Origin of the sequence: Pseudomonas sp. AP19 (assembly GCF_001728855.1) — a bacterium.
Classification (GTDB): Bacteria; Pseudomonadota; Gammaproteobacteria; order Pseudomonadales; family Pseudomonadaceae; genus Aquipseudomonas; species Aquipseudomonas fluorescens.
The window spans coordinates 199,387-220,766 of sequence record NZ_LXJP01000001.1; the positions used below are offsets into that span (position 1 = coordinate 199,387).

A 21,380-nucleotide genomic window follows, 5' to 3' on the forward strand; every position below is an offset into this window, starting at 1 on the left:
TTGCGCGTATTGGTAATCAAGACCTCATCCCTGGGCGATGTGATCCACGCCTTGCCGGCACTGACCGACGCGGCGCGGGCAATCCCTGGCATTCGCTTTGATTGGATCGTGGAAGAAGGCTTTGCCGAGATCCCCACCTGGCACCCGGCGGTGGACAAGGTGATCCCGGTGGCGATTCGCCGCTGGCGCAAAAACATCTGGCAAACCCTCAAGAGCGGTGAGTGGCGCCGCTTCAAGCAGCGCGTCCAGTCGACTAAATACGACTTGGTAATCGACGCCCAGGGCCTGCTCAAAAGCGCCTGGCTGACACGCTACGTGCGTGCCCCGGTGGCGGGCTTCGATAAACACTCCGCCCGCGAGCCAATCGCTGCGCGCTTCTACTCGCGACGCCTGGCTGTGGCCCGTGGGCAGCATGCAGTGGAGCGTTTGCGCCAACTGTTCGCCGTGGCGCTGGGCTATGACTTGCCCAAAGCCTTGGGCGATTACGGTTTGAGCGTCGACAAGCTGCTCGGCCTGCCGCCGAAAAAACCGTTTGTGCTGCTGCTGCACGGCACCACTTGGGACACCAAGCACTGGCCCGAAGCCTATTGGCGCGAGCTGGCCGAACGCATGGGTCGCCTGGGTGTGGACGTGAAGTTGCCGTGGGGCAATGCCGACGAAAAAGCCCGCGCCGAACGCTTGGCCCAAGGCCTGCAGAACGCCGAAGTGCTGCCCAAGCTGAACCTCGCCGGCGTGGCCCGTGTGCTCGCTGGCGCCCGCGCCTGCGTGGCGGTGGACACCGGCCTCGGTCACTTGGCCGCTGCGTTGGACGTGCCGACCATTTCCCTGTTCGGCCCGACGAACCCCGGCCTGACCGGCGCTTACGGCAAGGGCCAGATTCACCTGGCCAGCGACTTCCCCTGTGCGCCGTGCCTGCAAAAACACTGTACCTATCAACCAACGGCCGACGATCTGCGTCGGTTCGACATCAAACGCGAGTCGCCCCTGTGCTTCACGCGCTTGAACCCTGAGCGTGTGGCAAGCCGACTGAGCACGTTGTTACTGGCTGAGGAGCTGCACTGATGCAACTGGCTTTTGTTCTGTACAAATATTTCCCCTTCGGTGGCCTGCAGCGCGACTTCATGCGTATCGCCCTGGAGTGCCAGCAGCGCGGCCATCAGATTCGTGTCTACACGCTGATCTGGGAAGGCGAGATTCCGCCGGGTTTCGAAGTGCTGGTGGCGCCGGTCAAGGCGTTCTTCAATCATCGGCGCAACGAGAAGCTCAGCGCGTGGATGGAGGCCGACCTGGCCAAGCGCCCGGTGGACCGTCTGATTGGTTTCAACAAAATGCCGGGCCTGGACGTTTACTACGCCGCCGACGGCTGCTTTGAAGACAAGGCGCAAAACCTGCGCCACTCGCTGTACCGCAGCTTTGGCCGCTATAAGCACTTCGCCGAGTACGAGCGTGCGGTGTTTGCCAAGGATGCCAAGACCGAAGTCTTGATGATCTCCGAAGTGCAGCAGCCGCTGTTCATCAAGCATTACGACACCCCGCTGGAGCGCTTCCACCTGTTGCCACCGGGCATTGCCCAGGACCGCCGCGCACCGCCCAACGCCGCCGAGCTGCGTGAAGGCTTCCGCCAGGAATTCAACCTGGGCGAGGACGACCTGCTGCTGGTGCAAATCGGCTCTGGCTTCAAGACCAAGGGCGTCGATCGCAGCCTCAAGGCCATGGCCGCCTTGCCGGCAGAACTTAAAAAACGCACACGCCTGTTTGTAATTGGCCAGGACGACCCCAAAGTATTCCAACTGCAGAGCGCCACTTTGGGGCTGGGCGATAACGTGCAGTTCCTCAAGGGGCGCAGCGATATCCCGCGATTCCTGCTGGGCGCCGACCTGTTGATCCACCCGGCGTACAACGAGAATACCGGTACGGTGTTGCTCGAAGCGCTGGTGGCCGGCTTGCCGGTGCTGGTCTCGGCCGTGTGTGGTTATGCCCATTACATCGCCGAAGCCGACAGCGGCCTGGTGCTGGATGAGCCTTTTGAACAGGCGCAGCTCAACCAGTATCTGGCGCGAATGCTCACCGACACTGCACAGCGCGCGGCCTGGGGCCGCAATGGGTTGGCCTTCGCCGAGACGGCTGACCTCTACAGCATGCCGCAGCACGCGGCGGATGTGATTCTGGCGGAGCCAAAACGATGAAGTTGATGCTTGCCGAGCCGTTCAAGACCCTCTGGGCCGGGCGCGATGCGTTCGCCGAAGTCGAGCGGCTGCAAGGCGAGGTGTACCGTGAGCTTGAAGCGCGGCGCACCTTGCGTACCGAAGTGGATGGCCGTGGTTATTTTGTGAAGATCCACCGTGGCATCGGCTGGGGCGAGATCGTCAAGAACCTGGTCACCGCCAAGCTGCCGGTGCTGGGCGCGGGTCAGGAGTGGCAGGCCATCGAGCGCCTGCAGGCAATCGGCGTGCCGACCATGACCGCCGTGGCGTACGGCGAGCGCGGCAGCAACCCGGCCGACCAGCACTCGTTCATCATCACCGAAGAGTTGGCGCCTACGGTCAGCCTTGAAGATTTCAGCATCAACTGGGCCAAACAGCCGCCCGAGCCGCGCCTCAAGCGCGCGCTGATCGCTGAAGTGGCGCGGATGACCGGCATGATGCATCGCGGTGGGGTCAACCATCGCGACTGCTACATCTGCCACTTCCTGCTGCACACGGATACGCCGGTCACCTTCGATCACTTCAAACTGTCGGTGATCGACCTGCACCGCGCCCAGACGCGCGACAAAATCAGCCATCGCTGGCGCGACAAAGACTTGGCCGCGCTGTACTTTTCGGCGCTGGACATCGGCCTCACGCGTCGCGACAAGTTGCGCTTCCTCAAGGGCTACTTCCAGCAGCCGCTGCGCCAGATCCTGGCCGAAGAAAGCCCCTTGCTGCAGTGGCTGCAGGCCAAGGCCGACAAGCTTTATGCGCGCAAACAACGCTACGGGGACGCGCTCTGATGGCGGGTTGGAACCTGGAACCTGCTTACGCCGCACTGGCGGATGATTTCGGCAGCCTTGAGGCGGTGTTTGCGCTGCAGGGCGAGCAGCTGACGCGCGACCCGTTGTCGGAAGTGATCCGCGTAGAGCGCGGCGGGGTCAATTTCTACGTCAAGCGTTACGTCGGTGCCGGTAAAGGCCTGCGCCGCTACCTGGGCAAGCCGCGGGTGAAGTCCGAATGGCAGAACCTGAAGCGCTTCGCCAGGTGGGGGATTCCTACCGCCGACGTGGTGGCCTGGGGCCTGGAGCGCAAGGGCCTGGCCTATGCGCGGGGGGCGATGATCACCCGCGAGCTGCCGAGAACCGCTGACTTGTCGGTGCTGGCCGATCGCAATGATGCCTGTTTGAAAGACCCCAAGTGGGTCAGCGTGATCAGTCGCCAGCTTGCTGAATACACCCGTACGATGCACGAGCATCGCTTCACCCATAACGACTTGAAGTGGCGCAACCTGTTGGTCGACGATCATCAGACCCTGTACCTGATCGATTGCCCCAACGGTGATTTCTGGCGCGGGTTCTGGCTCAAGTACCGAATTACCAAAGACCTGGCCTGCCTGGACAAAGTCGCCAAGTATCACTTGTCGGCTACCCAGCGCCTGCGCTTCTACCTGCAATATCGCCAACGCTCGCACCTGACGGCGTCGGACAAACAGCGGATTCGCCACGTGGTGAAGTTTTTCGAGGGGCGCGAATGAGTGATTTCCTGGCGGCCGAAGATCGCGCTCTGCTTGAGCGCAACGGCCTGGCTGACTTCGATGCCCTGTGGGCCAGGCAACTGGACGCGGTGGATGAACCCAATACCAGCGATGGGGGGTGGAGCAGCGTATTTCGTCTGGAGCTTGAAGGGCAGGGCTACTACCTCAAGCGCCAGAGCAATTACCTGACACGCACACTCAGCAAGCCGTTTGGCGAGCCGACGTTTGCCCGTGAATTCCGTAACATCAGCCGTTATCGCGAGCGCGGTATTCCGGCGTTGCAGGCGGCGTTTTTCGGTGAGCGCAAGGTCAATGGCGAGCACCGTGCGATGTTGCTGACCCGTGCCCTGGACGGTTGGAACGACCTGGATTCATTGCTGGAGCAATGGTCGCAACTGACAGATGCCCAGCACCGTGCGATCTTGCTGGCCTGCGGTCAGCTGGCGCGACACCTGCACAGCGTGGGTCAGGTGCATGGCTGTTTTTACCCCAAGCATATTTTCCTGCAGGCCACAGGCACAGGTTATGCCGCGCAGTTGATCGACCTGGAGAAAACTCGCCCGTTACTGTTCGGCAGGCGCGACCGGGTCAAGGACCTGGAACCGCTGTTGCGGCGCGCGCCGCAGTGGTCGGATGCCCACGTGCGGCAATTGCTGGCGGCCTATCTGGATCAACCTGAAGACAGCTCGCTGACCACCGCCTGGTTCGAGCGCCTGACGGCCCGTCGCAGTCACAAGGAGAAGCGCTGATGCGTTTGTCTGAGCTGAAAAAAGCCGGTCGCACGCCTGACCTCCCGCTGACCATCGAGCTGGCGGATGCTGCTGGCCCAGGGCAACTGCAATTGCTCAGCCTGCTGCGCGTATTGCCCGGCGAGCGCTATGTGGGCGCAGGCGTGTGGCGCGGTCGCACGGTGCTGGCCAAATTGTTGGTGGGCAACAAGGCGGCACGGCATTTTCAGCGCGAACTCGGCGGCGTCCGCCTGCTGGCTGAGCAAGGCCTGACCACGCCGCAGCTGCTGGCCGATGGTTTGCAGGAAGGTGAGGGTGGCTGGCTGCTGTTCGACTTTATTGAAGGCGCCGAAAGCCTCGCCGATGCCTGGCAGGCGGTCGAAGGTTTGCCGCCGTTGGCGGACGAACAGACCGCCGTGCTCGCCGAGGCGTTGGCTGCGATCGCGCAGATGCACAGCAAAGGCTTGTGGCAGGAAGACCTGCACCTGGACAACCTGCTGCGCCAGGACGGCAAGCTGTACCTGATTGACGGTGCCGGGATTCGCGTCGAAGAAGCGGGCAAGCCGCTGTCACGCAATCGGGTGCTGGAAAACCTCGGGGTGTTTTTCGCCCAGCTGCCGAAAAACCTTGAGCCGTTCACCGAAGAGTTGCTGGTGTATTACCTGCTGGGCAATGGCGAGCACGCGTTGCCGCTGGAAGCCCTGGAGAAGCAGGTGCGCAAGGTCAGTGCCTGGCGCTTGAAAGACTTTTTGAACAAGGTCGGTCGTGAGTGCACGCTGTTCAGCGTGGTGCGTGGCGCCTTTGCCTTGCGTGCGATTCGTCGCGAGGAAGCGCCTGCGATGCTACCGGTGCTGGAGCAGGCCGATGCGTTGCTTGATCAGGGCCACCTGTACAAGACCGGTGGTGCGGCCACTGTCGCCAAGGTCGAAGTGGCCGGTCGGCCGCTGGTGATCAAACGCTACAACATCAAGGGGTTCGCCCATTGGCTCAAGCGTTTCTGGCGCCCCAGTCGTGCCTGGCACTCCTGGCGCGAAGGCAACCGCCTGGCCTTTCTGGGGATCGCCACGCCCAAGCCGCTGGCTGTGCTGGAAAAGCGTTTTTTCTGGCTGCGCAGCCGGGCTTATCTGGTCACCGACTACTTGCCGGGGCCGGACATCATCGAGCGCTTCGCACCGTATGTTGAGAACGGCGATGCGCCCGAAAACGAACTGCTGGCCCTGGATCATCTGTTTGCCGAGTTGATTCGTGAGCGCATCAGCCATGGCGATTTCAAGGGCCATAATCTGTTCTGGGCCGAGGATCGCTGGGCGTTGATTGACCTCGATGCCATGTGCCAGCACCGCAGTGAAGCCAGCTTCGCCCCGGCGTTTGCCAAGGACCGCGCGCGGTTTATGCGCAACTGGCCTGAGAGCAGCGCCTTGTACCAACGGATCGACCAGCGTTTGCCCCGAGAGGTCGGCGTCGCCGGTTAAAGCCGGTCTTCGGCCCTTTCGCGAGCATGCCCGCCGGCCCACATGTTGATTGGTAAACGCGGTCCAATGTGGGCGCGGGCTTGCGCGCGAAGGCGGCCGCTCAGGCGCTACATGGCCTGATCAAAACTGGTATTCAGCCCCCGCTCCCGCATACCACGACCGCCCCGGCGCCGCTTCGTAATAGCGACCATTGCCGTCACCGACAATCACCGAACCGACGTACTGGCGATCCAGCAAGTTATCCAGGCGCAACGTCTGGTGGAAGGTCCAGTGCTCCACCTTCTGCTCAAAGCGTGCGCGCCAGTTGAACACGCTGTAGCCCGGTGCTGCCCGTTGTTGGTTGGTGTCTTCGACGTAGACCTTGCTGCGATACATGCCTTCAAGGGCGGTGCTCACCCAGTCGCGGGGTTTCCAGTTCAGCTCGGCAAACAGCGTGGTTTGCGGTACGCCCGGCAAGTAGTTGCCTTTGCTGATGGTCGTGTTGCCGCCGCTGACGAAGTCACTGTCGTAAGTGGCCTGCAAGCGGGTGTAGGCGAGGTGGGTGCTCCACTGTTGGCTGAGCTGGCTTTCCAGGCCCAACTCCAAGCCTCGGCGCAGGGTGCGGCCAGCGTTTTGATAGGTGGTGCGCCCACCGCTGGATTGCTGTACGACCAGTTCGTCTTCAGTGGTGATCTGGAATAACGCGGCGTTGAGGCGAGTGTCTTCGCCCAGTTTTGCCTTCAGGCCGACTTCGTACTGCTGGCTGACCGATGGCTTGAGCGCAAAGTTAAAGCCGTTGGCGCTGCTCGAATAAGCCGACTCGGCCTGGGTCGGGGTTTCAAAGCCTTTGCCCGCGCTCACGTACCCATGCAGGTCCGGCGTAAAGGCATACATCACGCTGACCGACGGGGTGTTCTTCTGATAGGTCTTGCTGCCGCTGTCATTGCCGTCGCGGAGGAAGTGGTCGTCCACGTCCATCTTCATGGTGCTGTGGCGCAGGCCTGCCTGCAGGGTCCAGTCGCCCAGCAGCCAGTTGGCTTGTACGAAGGGGTCGAGGCTGGTGGCAGTGTCGATTTCATTGCGACCCAATGCGCCTTTGACACCGTGCACACCGTCGAGGGTGTTGGAATAGCCCTGGCGATCATCCTGGCTGCGGTCGTAATCAAGGCCGGTGATCAGCGTCAGGTCGCCGGGGGCGCTGGTGATGGGTTGCAGCCAGTGGACCGAGCCCCCGTAGAATTTGCGGTCGAAAGCCACTACGCCGCCGCGAGCGTTTGCCGGGTTGAGTGCGCCACTGGCGAATTTGTCCGGAATCGACAAGTACTGAATCACGCTGCGCCGTCCTGTGTACGCATTGACCTGCAACGTCGCATCGCCGATGTAGCGCTCGTAATTCATGCCTAATTGCTGATGATCGATACTTTTTCGCGTGTTGTATTCCAGTGCGGCCGGCGCTACCGAACGCGGGTCGGCCTTGTACGCGGCCCAGGTTTGCCCCAGCGGGTCCTGCGTGCCGTTTTGCTCCAGGCTGCTGTAGATCAGCGCCAGCTTGCTGTCGTCATCCGGCTGGAAGTTGAGCTTGGCAAAGGTCTGGTCCCGGCGGGCGCTGCTGTGGTCGCGGTAGCCGTCGGTGTCCATGCGCGAGGCGTCAAGCACGAAACCGGCGCCGTTCGCCGCGCCTTCGGCGGTGAGGTGGTTTTTGTTCAAGCCGTCGCTGCCCACCAGGGTTTCAGCGCCGATGCGTGGCGGGCCTTCGCCGTCGCGGGAAAACATCTGGATGACCCCGCCGGCATTGCTGCCGTACAAGGTGGCCGCCGGGCCGCGCAGGACTTCGATGCGTTCGGCGGTATCGAGGTTGAAGGTGGCCGCCTGGCCCTGACCGTCCGGGGTGCTGGCGGGGATGCCGTCAGCAACCAGCTTGATGCCGCGTACACCAAACGCCGAGCGGGCGCCGAAGCCGCGTGAGGAAATCTGCAGGTCCTGCGCATAGTTCTGACGGTTCTGGACCACCAGCCCGGGCACCCGCGACAGCGCTTCGGAGGCGTTGATGCCGAGTTGCCCGTCGCTGATCTGTTCACGGCTGATGCTGTCGACCGAGTAGGGCAGGTCGAAGGTCGGGTTGGCGCTGCGCGAACCGGTGACGACGCTGGGGTCGAGGATCAGTGGTGCGTCGTCGGCCATAGCGGTGTTGCTCAGGGCAAGCAGGCTGGGCAGCAAAAAGGTGAGGCGGGCGAATGTTTTCATGGTCAGCCAGGATCTGGGGCGCATAGGGCATAAACGCGCAAAAGGGCGCGAGTTTAGTGGCTTGGGCAATTTTTACCATTTCGGATTTTTCTCACGAGCCGGCGGGCGTGCTGAGTCTGGGGTGTCGGTCTTGTCGATGCTAGCGTGGCGGACCACTGGGAGAGGACCGTCCATGAGCTTGAAAATGACTGTGGCATTGGCGCTCGCCAGTCTCACATTAGGCGGCTGCGGCACGCTGAATACGCTGTTGCGTGATGACCTGGCGGCGACGCGTGAATTGCGCAAACAGAAGACCTATTGCGAATCCATCCCGCGTGCCTACAGCGGCCTGGCGTTTAATTTTTGCCTGCTTAACGCGCCACCGGACTACACCGGCGTGCTCGTACCGTTGGTGCTGGTGGACCTGACTGCGTCGGGTATTGTTGATACCGTGGTGCTGCCCTACACGCTTTACCAGCAGAGCACGCTGGGTAACAGGGGGGTTTACTGGCCGCCCGGTCGTTCGTAGTGACAGGCGTTATCAATGCGCCGGGGCCGGCCCGGTTTCATTCTTTCAGGCAAAAGGAGTTGTTCGTGAATCGTGGAATCGAAGTGCTGTTGGTCGCGAGCCTGCTGATGCTTTCAGGGTGCGGAACGATCAATACGGTCTTTCGCCCGGACACCGTGACCAGTCAGGGCCTCAAGGATTCGCGCAGCCACTGTGGCAGCGTGCCGCGTATCTACAGCGGGGTGATATCCGGGTTTTGTTACTTGAACAGCGAGCCAAAACCTGAAAAAGGCGTAGACAACCCAGGCTTTGGCCAGCCGGCAAGTAATATATTTCCGATCATTGCCATCGAGGCGCTGGCCTCGGGTCTGGCCGACACGCTGGTGCTGCCCTACACCGTCTACCGCCAAAGCCAGGACGGCGACATCCAGGTCTACAAGTAGTCCGCTTGCCGGTTGCCGCTAACAGCTTCCTACTGCTTTTAAGTTATAATCCCGCCCTTTAGCTGTTTCTCGCTCAGGCGGGAGGCACACTTTTTTCAGGCGCAACCCGCCTGTATGCAGACTAAAAGAGGCTAGACCCCTGTGGCATTGACGATTCTTGGCCTGTCCGGCGCCCTTAGCCATGATCCTTCCGCAGCGTTGTATATCGACGGCAAGCTGATTGCGGCCGCCGAAGAAGAGCGCTTCGTACGCGACAAACATGCAAAGAACCGCATGCCCTACGAATCGGCGAAGTTCTGCCTGGAACAAGCCGGCATCAAGCCTTCCGACGTTGACGTGGTGGCGATCCCGTTCGCTCCGATCAGCCTGTTCGGCGAGGCGCGTTGGCACTATGCCAAGCGTTACTGGTACGCCCCGGACCGCGCGCTCGACGCGATCCTGATGGGCAACCGTCGCTACAAGCGCTACCGCAACAAGATCGTCTGGTGCCTGGAGCAACTGGGCTTCGATCCGAAAAAAATCAAGATCGAGCCGGTTGAACACCACCTGGCCCACGCTTCCAGCGCCTACCACTGCTCGGGCTTCCAGGAAAAAACCGCGATCCTCGGCATCGACGGCAAGGGTGAGTACGCCACCACGTTCTTCGGCTACGGCGAAAACGGCAAGATCCACAAGATCAAGGAATTCTACGATCCGGATTCCCTGGGTGGTCTGTATGGCGCGATTACCGAGTTCCTCGGTTTCGAGATGCTCGACGGCGAGTTCAAGGTCATGGGCATGGCGCCGTATGGCGATGCCAGCAAATATGATTTCTCGCGCCTGGCTTCGTTTGAAAACGGCGAGTTGGTGATCAACACCGACTACGCCAACGTCATCGGTCTGCGCCGTTATAAAGAGAAGGGCAAGGGCTTCTACTTCTCGCCAAAACTGATCGAGTGGCTGGGTCCCAAGCGCGAAGGCGATATCGCCGACGAGCCGTACATCCACTACGCGGCCAGCATGCAAGCGCTGTTCGAAAAGCTGGCCCTGCAGATGATCGACCACTACCTGGGCGACATCCTCAAGGACACCGGCAAACTGGCCTTCGCTGGCGGCTGTGCGCTGAACGTCAAGCTGAACCAGAAAATCATTGCCCGTGACGACGTCAAAGAGCTGTTCGTGCAGCCGGCGTCCGGCGATGCCGGCACCGCAGTTGGCGCGGCAGCCTATGTGTCCCACGCCCGTGGTGTACCGGTAGAGAAGATGGAACACGTCTATCTCGGCCCGTCCTACAGCAACGAAGACGTGATCGCTGCGTGCGCCAAGCATGAGAGCAAGCCGGTGTGGCGCAAGATCGAAAACATGCCCAAGCGCATCGCCAAGATCATGGTCGACGGTAACCCGGTGGCCTGGTTCCAGGGCCGCATGGAGTTTGGCCCGCGTGCCTTGGGTGGTCGTTCGATCATCGGTTGCCCGAGCGCCACCGGCGTGGCTGACCGCATCAACCACCAGATCAAGTTCCGCGAGCGCTGGAGGCCTTTCTGCCCGTCGATGCTCGACACCGTGGCCCCGCAGATGATCAAGGTCGATCACCCGGCGCCGTTCATGACCTTCACTTTTGAAGTGTCGGAAGAGTGGAAAACCCGCGTGCCGGAAGTGGTCCATGAAGATGGCACCTCTCGCGCCCAGGTGCTCAAGCGCGAATACAACCCGCGCTACTACGACATGATGAAAGAGCTGGAAGTGCTGACCGGTAACGGCGTGTCGCTGAACACCTCGCTCAACCGCCGTGGCGAAGCGATGATCTGCTCGCCCACCGACGCGCTGAACATGTTCTTCGGCTCCGACCTGCAATACCTGATCATGGAAGACATCCTGGTCGTCAAAGACGGCGTGGACCCTTATGACTCGGTCGGCTGAGCGCCACGTCCTGCAGTTCTGCCACGGCTATGACGGGCCGTTTCTGGACTGCGCGCGGCAGTACGCCAGTTTGTTCGCAGGCACCGGCTACAAGGTGACCACCGTGTTTCTTACCGGGGCCGCCGACCCTGCGGTAGCCGCTGGTTGCGCATCCGATGAAGTGTTGTTCATGGAGTTCAGCTCCAAGGCCATTCGTGGCCTGAAGCTGGGCGCCATCCGTGAGCTGCGCAAGATCGCCGCGTCGCGCAACTTCAGTTTCTGCATCGCCCACCGGTTCAAGCCGATCTATATCGCCTTGCTCGGCACGCGCCTGCCGGTGATCGGCGTGCATCATGCGTTTGGTGACTACGGGCGCCGCAGCCGCAAGCTGTTTGCGTCGATTTTCAGCAAGCGCCTGAGCCTGCTCGGTGTGTCCGATGCGGTGCGCGATGATATGCGTCGCTGCCTGCCGGGCTGGCCTGCAGCGCGTATTCAGACGTTGTATAACCGCATCGATGTCGAGGCCATGCAAGCTCTGCAGGTGCCCGCCGATGAGGCGCGGGATGCCCTGGGGCTGTCGCCGGATGAATGGGTGGTCGGCAATGTCGGCCGTCTGCACCCGGACAAGGACCAGGCCACCTTGCTCAAGGGCTTTGCCTTGGCGTTGCCACATTTGCCAGCACAGAGTCGTTTGGCGATCCTCGGCACCGGGCGCCTGGAGAAAGACCTCAAGGCCCTGGCGCGCGAGCTGGGCATTGCCGAGCAAGTGCTGTTCCTCGGCCAGGTGCCGGATGCGCGTCGGTATTTTCGTGCGTTCGACGCCTTTGCCCTGAGCTCCGATCATGAGCCATTTGGCATGGTGTTGCTGGAGGCCATGGTCGCCGGCGTGCCGTTGCTCGCCACTGCCTGCGGCGGCGCCCGGGAAGTGGTCGAGGGCGTGGGCATTCTGTTTCCGTTTGGTGATGCCGAACACTTGGGCCAGGGTCTTCAGCACCTGGCGGCGATGGATCGTCAACAGCACCAGCTGTGTGCCGAGATGATGCTGGAACGCCTGCACCAACGGTTTTCCGACCCGGCGGTGCGCGCTACTTTCTGGCAGTTGCCCCCCGTACTTGAATTGACCGCGAGGGCTTGATGCTCAATCGATTCCAAGGCTGGCGCGAGCGCGGCTGGTCCGTCGTTGACGCGCCGACCTACAGCCAAGCCTGGCAGCGTTTTGGTGGCAGTGTTGCCACGCATCCGCAGGTGGTCGAGCGTCTTGCCGGCTTGGCCGACATTCCTGTGCGCTATCTGGCATGGGAGCAGGGCAGTGAGCTCAAGGCTTGCATTGCGACTTGGGGGCGGGACCTGGCGTTGTCCAAGGATGTCCTCAAACGGCATGGCAAGAAAGGCTTGTTCGACCTGGGTAACGCCGAGTTGATCCTGCCCGCCGCCGAGGATGCCCAAGCCGCGCTGCGTCATCGCGCGCGTTACCTGTCGGCGCTGAATGAGGGCCGCTTTGCAGGCCTCAAGCCGCAGGCCGAGCAACTGGCCATGGCACGTACCCCGGAAGAGTTGTCGAAGAAGTTTCGTTATAACCAGCGCCGCGAGTTGCGCCTGTTGGAAGAGGCGGGCGGTGTGGTGCGCCCGGTGCAGGAGTTTTCCAGCGCAGAGCTGGCGGCGATCTACTGCGACCTGTTTCAGCGCCGCTGGGGCTTTCCCGCCACGGGCGCCGAACGCATGGCACAGGTGATTGAGCTGCTGCGTGAATGGCTGATTGGTTCGGTGATCTTCCTCAACGATGCGCCAATTGCCATTCAGTTGGTCTACCGCGTTGAAGCGCCGCAGTGGATCAGTGTCGAGTACATCAATGGCGGCGTTGACCCCGAAACCCGCGCCTTCAGCCCGGGCAGTGTATTGAGCTTCCTCAATACCCAAAGTGCCTGGGAGCAAGCGCGCGAAGTCGGCAAGCCATTGCGGTTTTCGTTTGGCCGTGCGGACCGCGAGTACAAGGACCGTTGGTGCAACCCCGTGCCGGTGTTCACGGTATGAGTGAGCCTACGAGCCGCAAGCAGGCGCTGCTCAAGCGCCACCGCCGCAATAAACGCATCGGGCTGTTGGTCGGTTTGCTGGTGTTGATCGGCGTGGGTGTGCTGGTGGCCTGGTGGCTGCCGCTGCTGTTGGCAGTGCTGGCCTGGGTTGCCCATGAGGCCTGGTTTGCCGACCATCTGTTTTACTCGCCGAAGGATGACTACCAGTATCAATTTGCAGCGGATACCGAGCAGCCCAAGGTGGTGCTGAGCGAGGGCCGGCTGGTACTGGGCGAAACCGTCGAGCTGTCGGGCGATGAAACATTGATCCTCGCGCTGCGGCTCAAGAGCAGTGTGCTGGGCCGCTTTGTCGACCCGTTCATCGCCCTGCCGGACGGTGACCGCCAAGTATTCGAGCGCGGCGTCAATGGCCTGCGTTATCTGAACCTGACCGGCCAGGCGCAAGCGTTGCTCGCTGGGCAATTGCGGCTGAGTGGTCGGTTCTGCCGTGTGCAGGGCACGCCTGTGTTGTCGGTATTCCGCCAGCCAGATGTGCGCCAGCAACGGGTGATGGTGATTGCGCCCCATGCCGATGACGCCGAGCTGGCAGCCTTTGGTCTGTACAGTCAGGCGGCGCAACCCTGGATCGTGACGTTGACGGCCGGCGAGATTGAAGCCGAGCATTATCAGCAAATGGGCCTGGGCAAGCCTGAGGCGGCAAGGCTCAAGGGGCGTTTGCGGGCCTGGGACAGCATCGCCGTGCCGCGTTGGGCGGGTGTGCCGCCGGAAAACTCGGTTCAGCTTGGGTATTTCTGCCTGCAGTTGGCGGCGATGAAGGCCGAGCCGGATCGCGCAGTGGCGTCGCGAGAGGCCGAACTCAGCGATATTCGGGTATTTCGCCAATTCAACCCTTTCCCTTTGCCTGCCGACACCGATGGCCAGCCCACCTGGAACAATCTGTTGGCTGACCTGCGGGCCGTGCTGTTGATGGCGCGCCCTGAAGTTATCGTGTTGCCCCATCCGCTGCTTGACCCGCACCCTGATCATATCTGCGCCCAGCAGGCCGTATTGGAAGCCTTGCAGGGCCTGGAGTGGCAGCCGACCACCTTGCTCGGCTACGCCAACCATCTGCATGACAACGACCGCTGGCCAATGGGTGATTCGGGAAGCGGTGTCACGTTGCCGCCAGTTTTTGATTCCACTCAGACGTTGTGGCCTTATTGCCTGCCGTTATCCAACGACCGTCAATGCGACAAGGCGATGTCGTTGGGCATGATGCATGACCTGCAACCGAGGATGCCGTTCAAGCGGCGGGTGCGGCGGGTCATACAGCGCCTGCTGGCTGGGAGAGCTGTTTCGCCGTGGGGTGAGAATGAGTTTTTCCGCAAGGCCGTCCGGCGGCATGAACTTTTTTGGTTCATCAAGCACAAGTAACGTTAAGCAACGAAGTGGCGTGCAGCACGTCCCAGTAAAAAAATGACAGTGAGTCCCCAGTGATTAATCCATGCCCCCGCATCCTTTTTCTTATCCCGTACTTTGGTCACTGGCCATTCTGGATGCCGTTTTTTCTCGAAAGCTGCAGACGCAACGCGGACATCGACTGGTTGTTGTTCAGCGACTGTCCGATACCGGCCAACGTGCCGGACAACGTCCGGATTGAAAGCATTAGCTTTGCCGATTACTGCGCGTTGGTGTCACAGCGGTTGTACATCAACTTTGCGCCTCAAGCGCCGTATAAGCTGTGTGATATCAAGCCAGCGCTGGGGCACATTCATGCTGACCGCCTCAAAGGCTACGATTTCTGGGCGTTTGGCGACCTGGACCTGATCTATGGCAACCTGCGCGAATACTTCACTGCCGATCGGTTGGCCGGCTATGACCTGTTCTCGACCCATGAGCGGCGGGTGGCCGGCCATTTGTGCCTGATGCGCAATACCGCCAAAAAGCGCCAAGTGTTCATGCAGATCAAGGATTGGGAAGCGCGCTTCACTGATCAGGAGCATCATGCCCTGGATGAAGGCGCGTTCAGCAGGATCTTCCTGTGGCGCAAGAATTTCCCGAAGCCACTGTTCGAGCTGGTAGGCAAGCTCAACCCGTGGCGTCGGCGCAGTGAATTCACCGAGGCGTTCAGTACGCCGGGTGGTGCGATCAAATGGCACGACGGCACTGATCGCTTTCCGCATCAATGGTTCTGGAATAATGGTCGCCTGACCAACGACAGGGATGGCGACCGCGAGTTTCCGTATTTCCATTTTGTCTGCTGGAAACGCAATCAGTGGTCTTTGCTGCCGGCGCCAGACGCCGAGTACATCGCGACGCTGGCCGCTGAAAAATCCTGGGTTGTTGATGCCACAGGTTTCCATCGAGGAGAGTTATGAGTCGGCCTTTCAAGGTCCTGCAATTGCAGCCTGACTACAATGTTAAATCCCATGATTTTGCCGACCTGGCCGAACAGATCGTCAAGGCATTGCCTGCGGACCGCTATGAAGTCACCGCCGCTTTTTTGCGGGGCCGGCCAGGGCCTGCAGACCCGGTCAGCCGCGCGGCCACGTCCGTCTACTTCGAGTTTTCCGACAAGTCGCTCAAGGGCTTGAGGCTGCGCGCGATGTGGCGGCTGTATCAGTTTTGCCGCAAGGAAAAATTCGACGTCGTGGTGTGCAACCGCTTCAAGCCGGTCAACATGATGTTGCAGTTGAACCGCTGGTTGAAGATCCCGCTGTGCATCGGCATCTCCCACGGCTTTGGCGAGTATGACCGCCTTTATCGACGCAAGCAGGCCCAGCGCTGGATCGACGAGCATTGGCGTTTTGTCGGCGTGTCGCCAGCGGTCAAGCAGTACCTGCTGGACTGCCAGTGCGGGTTTACCGACCGCAATACCTACGCCATTACCAATGCCATCGACATCGAGCAGGCTGAAGGCTTGCAGCATTCCCGTGAGCGTGCGCGCGAGTTGCTGGGCATCGACCCTTCTGTGCGGTTGATCGGCGCCTTGGGGCGCCTGGTGCCGGTGAAGGGCCACACCTATTTGTTGCAGGCATTTGCGGCGCTTAAAGACCGCTACCCTTCGGCGCAGCTCGCCATCATTGGCGCCGGGCGCGAAGAGTCCAACCTGGCCGCGCAAATCAACAGCCTCGGCCTGGCGGGGCGGGTGCATTTGCTGGGCTTCAAGGAAAATGCCCTGCAATACGTGCGCGCCTTTGATATCTGGGCGATGCCGTCGCTGGCAGAAGGTTTGGGCCTGGCACTGCTGGAAGGCATGAGCGGTCGGCTGCCGGTGATCGCCTCAAGCGTACCGGCCATGCTGCCGCTGATTCAAGGCGCGGGCGGCCTGGCGGTGGAGCCGGCCAACGTGCCCGAGCTGACCCAGGCGCTGGACACCTACCTGGCGCTGTCCGATGAAGAACTCGCGCAGAAAGGCGAACAGGCTTATCAGTACCTTCAGGCACAACACGACATTGAGGTGTTCCGCCAGGAATACCTGGAACTGATTGATTCAGGATTGGCTCAAGCACGCAGGAACCATGTATGAACCAGAGTCAGCCCTTGGTCACGGTGATCATCGCGTCTTACAACCACGCGCCTTACATTGAGGAAAGCATCCTCAGTGTCCTGAACCAGACGTACCCCAACATTGAACTGCTGGTGATTGACGATGGTTCGACAGATGACAGTGTCGAGCGCATTCGTCGACTGCAGGAACACCATACCTTCGACTTTCGTGTCCAGCAGAATCAAGGGCTGACCAATACGCTCAATGGCGCGATTGCCCGCTCTCAAGGCCCGCTGATTGTGCCGTTCGGTTCCGACGACATCATGTTGCCGGAGCGCATCGCGACCCAGGTGGCGTATATGGACGGCAAGCCTGAGGTGGGGATCTGTGCGGGTAATATCGAGCTGATCGACTCCAACGGCGAGCTGTTTCCCGAGAAGCGCCAACGCCGGGATGTGCCTTTTCGGCGCCTGGACTTCGACGATATGTTCCTGGAGCGTAAACCCTACCCGCCGGCGCCCACGCTGATGATTCGGCGCGAGGCGCTGGAAAAGGTCGGTGGGTTCGACCCGCAGATTCGCCTGGAAGACTTGTTGATCGAGCTGAAGATTACCCGCGCCGGGTACTTCATCGACGGTTTGAACGTGGTGATGGCGCGCTACCGCAAGCACGCTACCAATTCGTACAAGAATCATCGATTCATGATCGACAACATCCTGCGTTCCTACGCGCTGTTCAGTGACCACCCGCAATATGACGAGGTGCGTTACAAGTTCCTGAGCTCCATGTTCCTCAAGACGTCCAACCGCAATCGTGCGTTGGCGCGAGAGCTGCTGGCGCAGATCCCGTTTCGGGCCTGGAACAAGAAAACCTGGCGCGGCCTTGGCCGGCTGTACTTTTCCCCGCTGGAAAAAGACTGATACCGCGTGCGCCCCATTTCAGGGGCGCACCGGGCTTGCCTTCAGGCGGCAGGGCGAGCGAGTGTGAGGACCTGCTCGCGGATTTTCAGCGTGGCGTGCGGCGATGCGACGGATGCATACCCGTTGATCAACTGTTCGAAGTGGGTTTCGAACAACCAGTTGCGGTCCTGCGAATAGCGTTGCATATGCTTCAAGTTGCGCTGGCGCAGAGTGTTGCGCAGCGCTGACGGAAAGATGCGCATGTCTGCCACGTCAATCAGGCCGAACTCCCCGTCTTCCAAGAGCAGCACATTGCCCAAATGCAGGGAACGGAAGTATACACCGCGCTCGTGCAACTGAGCCATGAACCGGCCAAACCGTTCAATCAGCGATTCGCGCAGGCTGCTGTCCAGGCTTTGCAGGGCCTGACGCAGCGTCAGGCCGGGCAGTGGCCGGTAGTGCACGGCGCTGCTGCCATCCTGCAGGCAATACAGGTCAAGGATGGTCGGTGATGCAATGCCTAGCCGTCGCAGTTGTTCACTGTTGCTGACAAAGCGTTCCGAATAGGGATTGAACATGCCCGAGGTGTACCAGCGGCGGGCCCTGAACAGCTTGAGGAAGCTGCCATCCTGCAGGCGCAGGACTTTCGGCCCGAGACCATCTTCCTCGATAACGTCCGCGCCGCTGCGCAGGGCTTCAAACGCCTGCTGCTCGGGTGTTTGCACCGGCATGCGCAGCAGGCTGCCACGACGTTTGGCAATGCTCAGGCCCGCGATCAGGGCCAGAGGGATCCACAGCAGGAACCAGTGCTCCTTGGGCCGCGACAGAATGCCGCCGCCTTCAGTCAGGCCGGCGCCGATGCCGTAGGCCAGCAGGGCGGAAGCCAGCAGGAACAGTGGCTGTGTACGCTCTTTGAAGCCTTTATAGAGGCCCCAGCCCAGCATGAAGATCCACGGGATAAAGCCGATGATGCCCACGTAATAGAGCACGCCGAGCGCAAAGCTGTGGGGTTCCATCAGCTCGACACCGGCCACGATCAGCGACAATTCGGAGTCGTAGCTGTGTCCGATGAAGGGGTGTTCGGCGATACGCTGCAGCGTCATGCTCCACAACTCGAAGCGATACGAACTGCCTCGCTCGGTAATGGCCTCCGGGTAAAGCAGCAGAAGTGCCGCCGCCCCCAGCACCAGGGTCGCAATCATCAGGGCTGAACGGCGATTGCGGCTGACAAAGGCGATCCACACGGCGGCCAGCGTCAGTGCAACCAGCGGCGTGCGGGAGCCGGTCGCCAGGATCGCGAGCGCCATGATCGCCAGGGCAGGCGCACTGAAACACAGCACACGCAGGCGCTGGGTGGTAATGCAGATATAGAGCCAGTAGACGCAGAAAAAGCCGAAGAGGTGGGAGCTGAGCAGTGGGTTGTCGAGGGCGCCACGGCCGCCGATCATGCGCATGCTCAGGCCAGGTTCGAAGCCTTTGGCGAACGCCACCAGGTTGCACAGGCACACCACCAGCGCAATCACGGCGGCGCTGAAAAATATCGGCTTGAACAGGTCTTTGCGGTAATGCAGCAGCAACCCACAACCGGCAAACAGCATGAAGGTTTGCAGCGGCACCTTGAACAGGTTGGAGTCGCCGGTAGGCGCCGGGCTCCACAGCACGGTGGTGATTGCCCAGGCGCAAAACGCCAGGAACGCGATGATCAGGGGTTCACGCAACAGCTCCTTGATTTCCCGCGGGCGCATGCACAGCAGGAACAAGGTCGGCACACTGAAAAAACCGTAGTAGAACCGGTGCATGACATTGCGATTGGTGACGTAGAACAGCGAACTCAGGAGCAACAACAAGCCAATGGGCAAAATCCACAGGACCAGGAAGTCGAAAACGCGATTTGAGCCGTAGGCAAGGCGCTTGGAGTGCATACAGAAAAGCCATTCCAGAATTGAGAAAGCCGACCATCTTAAAGTAGTCGCTATATAATGTCGTCGGTTGGATCCAACCGGGCCGTGGGTTATACCGGGTGCAAGTACAACAGAGAAGCTGTGCTAAAGTCAGCCTCCTTTTTCAAAACGCCGCGTGATATGACCGACTCCAGTCCGAGCGCAAGCCCTTCGAGCTTGAAAATATACTTCCGCCTGCTCATGTACGTTAAGCCCTATGCCGGCTTGTTCGCGCTGAGTATCGTTGGATTTCTGATTTTCGCGTCGACCCAGCCCATGCTGGGGTACATCCTCAAGTACTTCGTCGACGGCCTATCCAACCCGGAAGCGGTGCTGTTCCCCAACGTACCGTTTCTGCGCGACCTGCAATTGCTGCAAGCCGTGCCTTTGTTGATCATTCTGATCGCGGCCTGGCAGGGCCTGGGTTCGTTCCTGGGCAACTACCTGCTGGCCAAGGTCTCCCTGGGCCTGGTCCACGACCTGCGCGTGCAGTTATTCAATAACCTGCTGACGCTGCCCAACCGTTACTTCGACAACCACAACTCCGGGCATCTGATTTCCCGCATCACCTTTAACGTGACCATGGTCACGGGTGCGGCGACCGATGCCATCAAGGTGGTGATTCGCGAAGGCATGACGGTGATCTTCCTGTTTGCCTCGCTGCTGTTCATGAACTGGCGCCTGACGCTGGTGATGATCGCCATCCTGCCGCTGATTGCGGTGATGGTCAGCACGGCCAGCAAGAAATTCCGCAAGCAGAGCAAGAAGATCCAGGTGGCCATGGGCGACGTGACCCACGTGGCTTCCGAAACCATCCAGGGCTATCGCGTGGTGCGCAGCTTCGGGGGTGAAGTCTACGAAGAGAAGCGCTTTTTCAAGGCCAGCCAGGGCAACACCGACAAGCAGTTGCGCATGACTCGCACCGGGGCGATCTACACCCCGTTGCTGCAACTGGTGATCTACACCGCCATGGCCGTGCTGATGTTCCTGGTGCTTTACCTTCGCGGCGACGCGTCCGCTGGTGACATGGTGGCCTACATCACCTTGGCCGGCCTGTTGCCCAAGCCTATCCGTCAACTCTCGGAAGTCAGCTCGACCATTCAGAAAGGCGTGGCCGGTGCTGAAAGCATTTTCGAACAGTTGGACGAAGAGAAGGAAGTCGACCGCGGCACCATCGAACGCGACAAGGTCAGCGGCCGCCTGGAAGTGCGTCAACTGAACTTCACCTACCCTGGCACCGAACGCCATGTGCTCAAGGACATCAGCTTTACCGCCGAACCTGGACAGATGATCGCCCTGGTGGGCCGCTCCGGCAGCGGCAAGTCGACCCTGGCCAGCCTGATCCCGCGGTTCTACCACCATGAAAGCGGCGAAATCCTGCTCGACGGTGTAGAGATCGAGGACTACAAACTGCTCAACCTGCGCAAGCACATTGCCCAGGTGACCCAGCATGTCACCCTGTTCAGCGACACCGTGACCAACAACATCGCCTATGGCGACCTGGCCGGTGCGCCACGGGCGGACGTTGAAGCGGCAGCGGCGGATGCCTATGCCAAGGACTTCATCGACCAGTTGCCCAAAGGCTTCGATACCCAGGTGGGTGAAAACGGCGTGCTGTTGTCCGGCGGCCAACGCCAGCGCCTGGCTATCGCCCGAGCCTTGCTGAAGAACGCGCCGTTGCTGATTCTCGACGAGGCCACCTCGGCCCTCGACACCGAATCCGAGCGGCACATTCAGGCGGCTCTGGACAAGGTCATGCAGGGCCGCACGACCCTGGTGATTGCGCACCGCTTGTCCACTATCGAGAAGGCCGACCTGATCCTGGTGATGGACGACGGCCGGATTGTCGAGCGCGGTACCCACGCCGAGCTGCTGGCACAGAACGGCTACTACGCCCGCCTGCATGCCATGGGCCTGGATGCCCCAGTGTCGGCCGATATCACCTGAAACCTTGTGGGAGCGGGCTTGCCCGCGATAGCGCAGTGTCAGTCACCGAATGTTTCGACTGATTCACCGCCATCGCGGGCAAGCCCGCTCCCACATGTGTTCCTCGGTGGATTCAATGGCAGGCCCCTCGCACTATCTTCT

General features: G+C 60.8%; 18 protein-coding genes. 16 read left to right on the plus strand and 2 right to left on the minus strand.

Features of this window, described 5'->3' with window-relative positions:
- The 6 genes from waaC to A7D21_RS00885 are packed head-to-tail and all read left to right on the plus strand — an operon-like array spanning window position 1 to window position 5,923.
- Window positions 1-1,062, plus strand: a complete 1,062-nt coding sequence (gene waaC, locus A7D21_RS00860) for a lipopolysaccharide heptosyltransferase I (RefSeq protein WP_053254000.1) — start codon at window positions 1-3, stop codon at window positions 1,060-1,062.
- Entirely contained in the window at window positions 1,062-2,186 is a 1,125-nt protein-coding gene (locus A7D21_RS00865; protein WP_069550871.1) for a glycosyltransferase family 4 protein, read from the plus strand. Before waaC ends, A7D21_RS00865 begins: the two co-directional genes overlap by 1 nt.
- Complete coding sequence (gene rfaP / locus A7D21_RS00870) at window positions 2,183-2,989, plus strand: lipopolysaccharide core heptose(I) kinase RfaP (protein ID WP_069550872.1); 807 nt, start codon at window positions 2,183-2,185, stop codon at window positions 2,987-2,989. Before A7D21_RS00865 ends, rfaP begins: the two co-directional genes overlap by 4 nt.
- Complete coding sequence (locus A7D21_RS00875) at window positions 2,989-3,723, plus strand: lipopolysaccharide kinase InaA family protein (protein ID WP_053254003.1); 735 nt, start codon at window positions 2,989-2,991, stop codon at window positions 3,721-3,723. The genes rfaP and A7D21_RS00875 overlap by 1 nt, the downstream gene beginning before the upstream one ends.
- The gene (locus tag A7D21_RS00880) at window positions 3,720-4,472 is read left to right on the plus strand and encodes a lipopolysaccharide kinase InaA family protein (RefSeq protein WP_053254004.1); all 753 of its coding nucleotides are present in this window, start codon (window positions 3,720-3,722) and stop codon (window positions 4,470-4,472) included. Before A7D21_RS00875 ends, A7D21_RS00880 begins: the two co-directional genes overlap by 4 nt.
- Window positions 4,472-5,923 (plus strand): lipopolysaccharide kinase InaA family protein, encoded by a 1,452-nt coding sequence (locus A7D21_RS00885; protein ID WP_069550873.1) that lies wholly within the window; start codon window positions 4,472-4,474, stop codon window positions 5,921-5,923. The genes A7D21_RS00880 and A7D21_RS00885 overlap by 1 nt, the downstream gene beginning before the upstream one ends.
- Window positions 5,924-6,043: 120 nt before the next feature.
- Here the strand turns inward: A7D21_RS00885 and A7D21_RS00890 are convergent, their stop codons facing one another.
- Complete coding sequence (locus tag A7D21_RS00890) at window positions 6,044-8,146, minus strand: TonB-dependent receptor (protein ID WP_069550874.1); 2,103 nt, start codon at window positions 8,144-8,146, stop codon at window positions 6,044-6,046.
- Window positions 8,147-8,318: 172 nt separating this feature from the next.
- Here A7D21_RS00890 and A7D21_RS00895 point away from each other — a divergent pair, with 172 nt between their 5' ends.
- The 9 genes from A7D21_RS00895 (at window position 8,319) to A7D21_RS00935 (ending at window position 17,373) form a co-directional block, all read left to right on the plus strand.
- Complete coding sequence (locus tag A7D21_RS00895) at window positions 8,319-8,654, plus strand: YceK/YidQ family lipoprotein (protein WP_053254007.1); 336 nt, start codon at window positions 8,319-8,321, stop codon at window positions 8,652-8,654.
- A gap of 65 nt (window positions 8,655-8,719) precedes the next feature.
- Window positions 8,720-9,076, plus strand: coding sequence for a YceK/YidQ family lipoprotein (locus A7D21_RS00900; RefSeq protein ID WP_232005444.1), 357 nt, complete (start codon window positions 8,720-8,722; stop codon window positions 9,074-9,076).
- A gap of 141 nt (window positions 9,077-9,217) precedes the next feature.
- Window positions 9,218-10,975 (plus strand): carbamoyltransferase, encoded by a 1,758-nt coding sequence (locus A7D21_RS00905; protein WP_017138507.1) that lies wholly within the window; start codon window positions 9,218-9,220, stop codon window positions 10,973-10,975.
- On the plus strand, window positions 10,959-12,089 hold the full coding sequence (locus tag A7D21_RS00910) for a glycosyltransferase (protein ID WP_053254008.1): 1,131 nt from the start codon (window positions 10,959-10,961) through the stop codon (window positions 12,087-12,089). Before A7D21_RS00905 ends, A7D21_RS00910 begins: the two co-directional genes overlap by 17 nt.
- A complete protein-coding gene (locus tag A7D21_RS00915; protein WP_069550875.1) occupies window positions 12,089-12,985 on the plus strand; it encodes an antimicrobial resistance protein Mig-14 in 897 nt (298 codons plus the stop codon). Before A7D21_RS00910 ends, A7D21_RS00915 begins: the two co-directional genes overlap by 1 nt.
- Window positions 12,982-14,397, plus strand: coding sequence for a PIG-L deacetylase family protein (locus tag A7D21_RS00920; RefSeq protein WP_053254010.1), 1,416 nt, complete (start codon window positions 12,982-12,984; stop codon window positions 14,395-14,397). The genes A7D21_RS00915 and A7D21_RS00920 overlap by 4 nt, the downstream gene beginning before the upstream one ends.
- A gap of 59 nt (window positions 14,398-14,456) precedes the next feature.
- Window positions 14,457-15,341, plus strand: a complete 885-nt coding sequence (locus tag A7D21_RS00925) for a DUF6625 family protein (protein ID WP_053254011.1) — start codon at window positions 14,457-14,459, stop codon at window positions 15,339-15,341.
- The gene (locus tag A7D21_RS00930; protein ID WP_069550876.1) at window positions 15,338-16,492 is read left to right on the plus strand and encodes a glycosyltransferase family 4 protein; all 1,155 of its coding nucleotides are present in this window, start codon (window positions 15,338-15,340) and stop codon (window positions 16,490-16,492) included. The genes A7D21_RS00925 and A7D21_RS00930 overlap by 4 nt, the downstream gene beginning before the upstream one ends.
- Window positions 16,489-17,373, plus strand: coding sequence for a glycosyltransferase (locus A7D21_RS00935; protein WP_053254013.1), 885 nt, complete (start codon window positions 16,489-16,491; stop codon window positions 17,371-17,373). Before A7D21_RS00930 ends, A7D21_RS00935 begins: the two co-directional genes overlap by 4 nt.
- Window positions 17,374-17,414: 41 nt before the next feature.
- Here A7D21_RS00935 and A7D21_RS00940 read toward each other — a convergent pair whose 3' ends face one another.
- The gene (locus tag A7D21_RS00940; protein WP_069550877.1) at window positions 17,415-19,274 is read right to left on the minus strand and encodes an O-antigen ligase family protein; all 1,860 of its coding nucleotides are present in this window, start codon (window positions 19,272-19,274) and stop codon (window positions 17,415-17,417) included.
- Window positions 19,275-19,433: 159 nt separating this feature from the next.
- On the opposite strand from A7D21_RS00940, the gene msbA reads away from it, so the two are divergent.
- Window positions 19,434-21,239, plus strand: a complete 1,806-nt coding sequence (msbA, locus tag A7D21_RS00945) for a lipid A export permease/ATP-binding protein MsbA (RefSeq protein WP_053254015.1) — start codon at window positions 19,434-19,436, stop codon at window positions 21,237-21,239.
- Window positions 21,240-21,380 lie beyond the last annotated feature (141 nt).

Coding starts and splice junctions, on each gene's coding strand:
- A7D21_RS00930 (WP_069550876.1), top strand. CDS start 15,338: ATGAGTCGGCCTTTCAAGGTCCTGCAATTGCAGCCTGACTACAATGTT.
- A7D21_RS00920 (WP_053254010.1), top strand. CDS start 12,982: ATGAGTGAGCCTACGAGCCGCAAGCAGGCGCTGCTCAAGCGCCACCGC.
- A7D21_RS00890 (WP_069550874.1), bottom strand. CDS start 8,146: ATGAAAACATTCGCCCGCCTCACCTTTTTGCTGCCCAGCCTGCTTGCC.
- A7D21_RS00910 (WP_053254008.1), top strand. CDS start 10,959: ATGACTCGGTCGGCTGAGCGCCACGTCCTGCAGTTCTGCCACGGCTAT.
- msbA (WP_053254015.1), top strand. CDS start 19,434: ATGACCGACTCCAGTCCGAGCGCAAGCCCTTCGAGCTTGAAAATATAC.
- A7D21_RS00895 (WP_053254007.1), top strand. CDS start 8,319: ATGAGCTTGAAAATGACTGTGGCATTGGCGCTCGCCAGTCTCACATTA.
- A7D21_RS00935 (WP_053254013.1), top strand. CDS start 16,489: ATGAACCAGAGTCAGCCCTTGGTCACGGTGATCATCGCGTCTTACAAC.
- A7D21_RS00940 (WP_069550877.1), bottom strand. CDS start 19,274: ATGCACTCCAAGCGCCTTGCCTACGGCTCAAATCGCGTTTTCGACTTC.
- A7D21_RS00865 (WP_069550871.1), top strand. CDS start 1,062: ATGCAACTGGCTTTTGTTCTGTACAAATATTTCCCCTTCGGTGGCCTG.
- A7D21_RS00880 (WP_053254004.1), top strand. CDS start 3,720: ATGAGTGATTTCCTGGCGGCCGAAGATCGCGCTCTGCTTGAGCGCAAC.
- A7D21_RS00875 (WP_053254003.1), top strand. CDS start 2,989: ATGGCGGGTTGGAACCTGGAACCTGCTTACGCCGCACTGGCGGATGAT.
- A7D21_RS00915 (WP_069550875.1), top strand. CDS start 12,089: ATGCTCAATCGATTCCAAGGCTGGCGCGAGCGCGGCTGGTCCGTCGTT.
- rfaP (WP_069550872.1), top strand. CDS start 2,183: ATGAAGTTGATGCTTGCCGAGCCGTTCAAGACCCTCTGGGCCGGGCGC.
- A7D21_RS00885 (WP_069550873.1), top strand. CDS start 4,472: ATGCGTTTGTCTGAGCTGAAAAAAGCCGGTCGCACGCCTGACCTCCCG.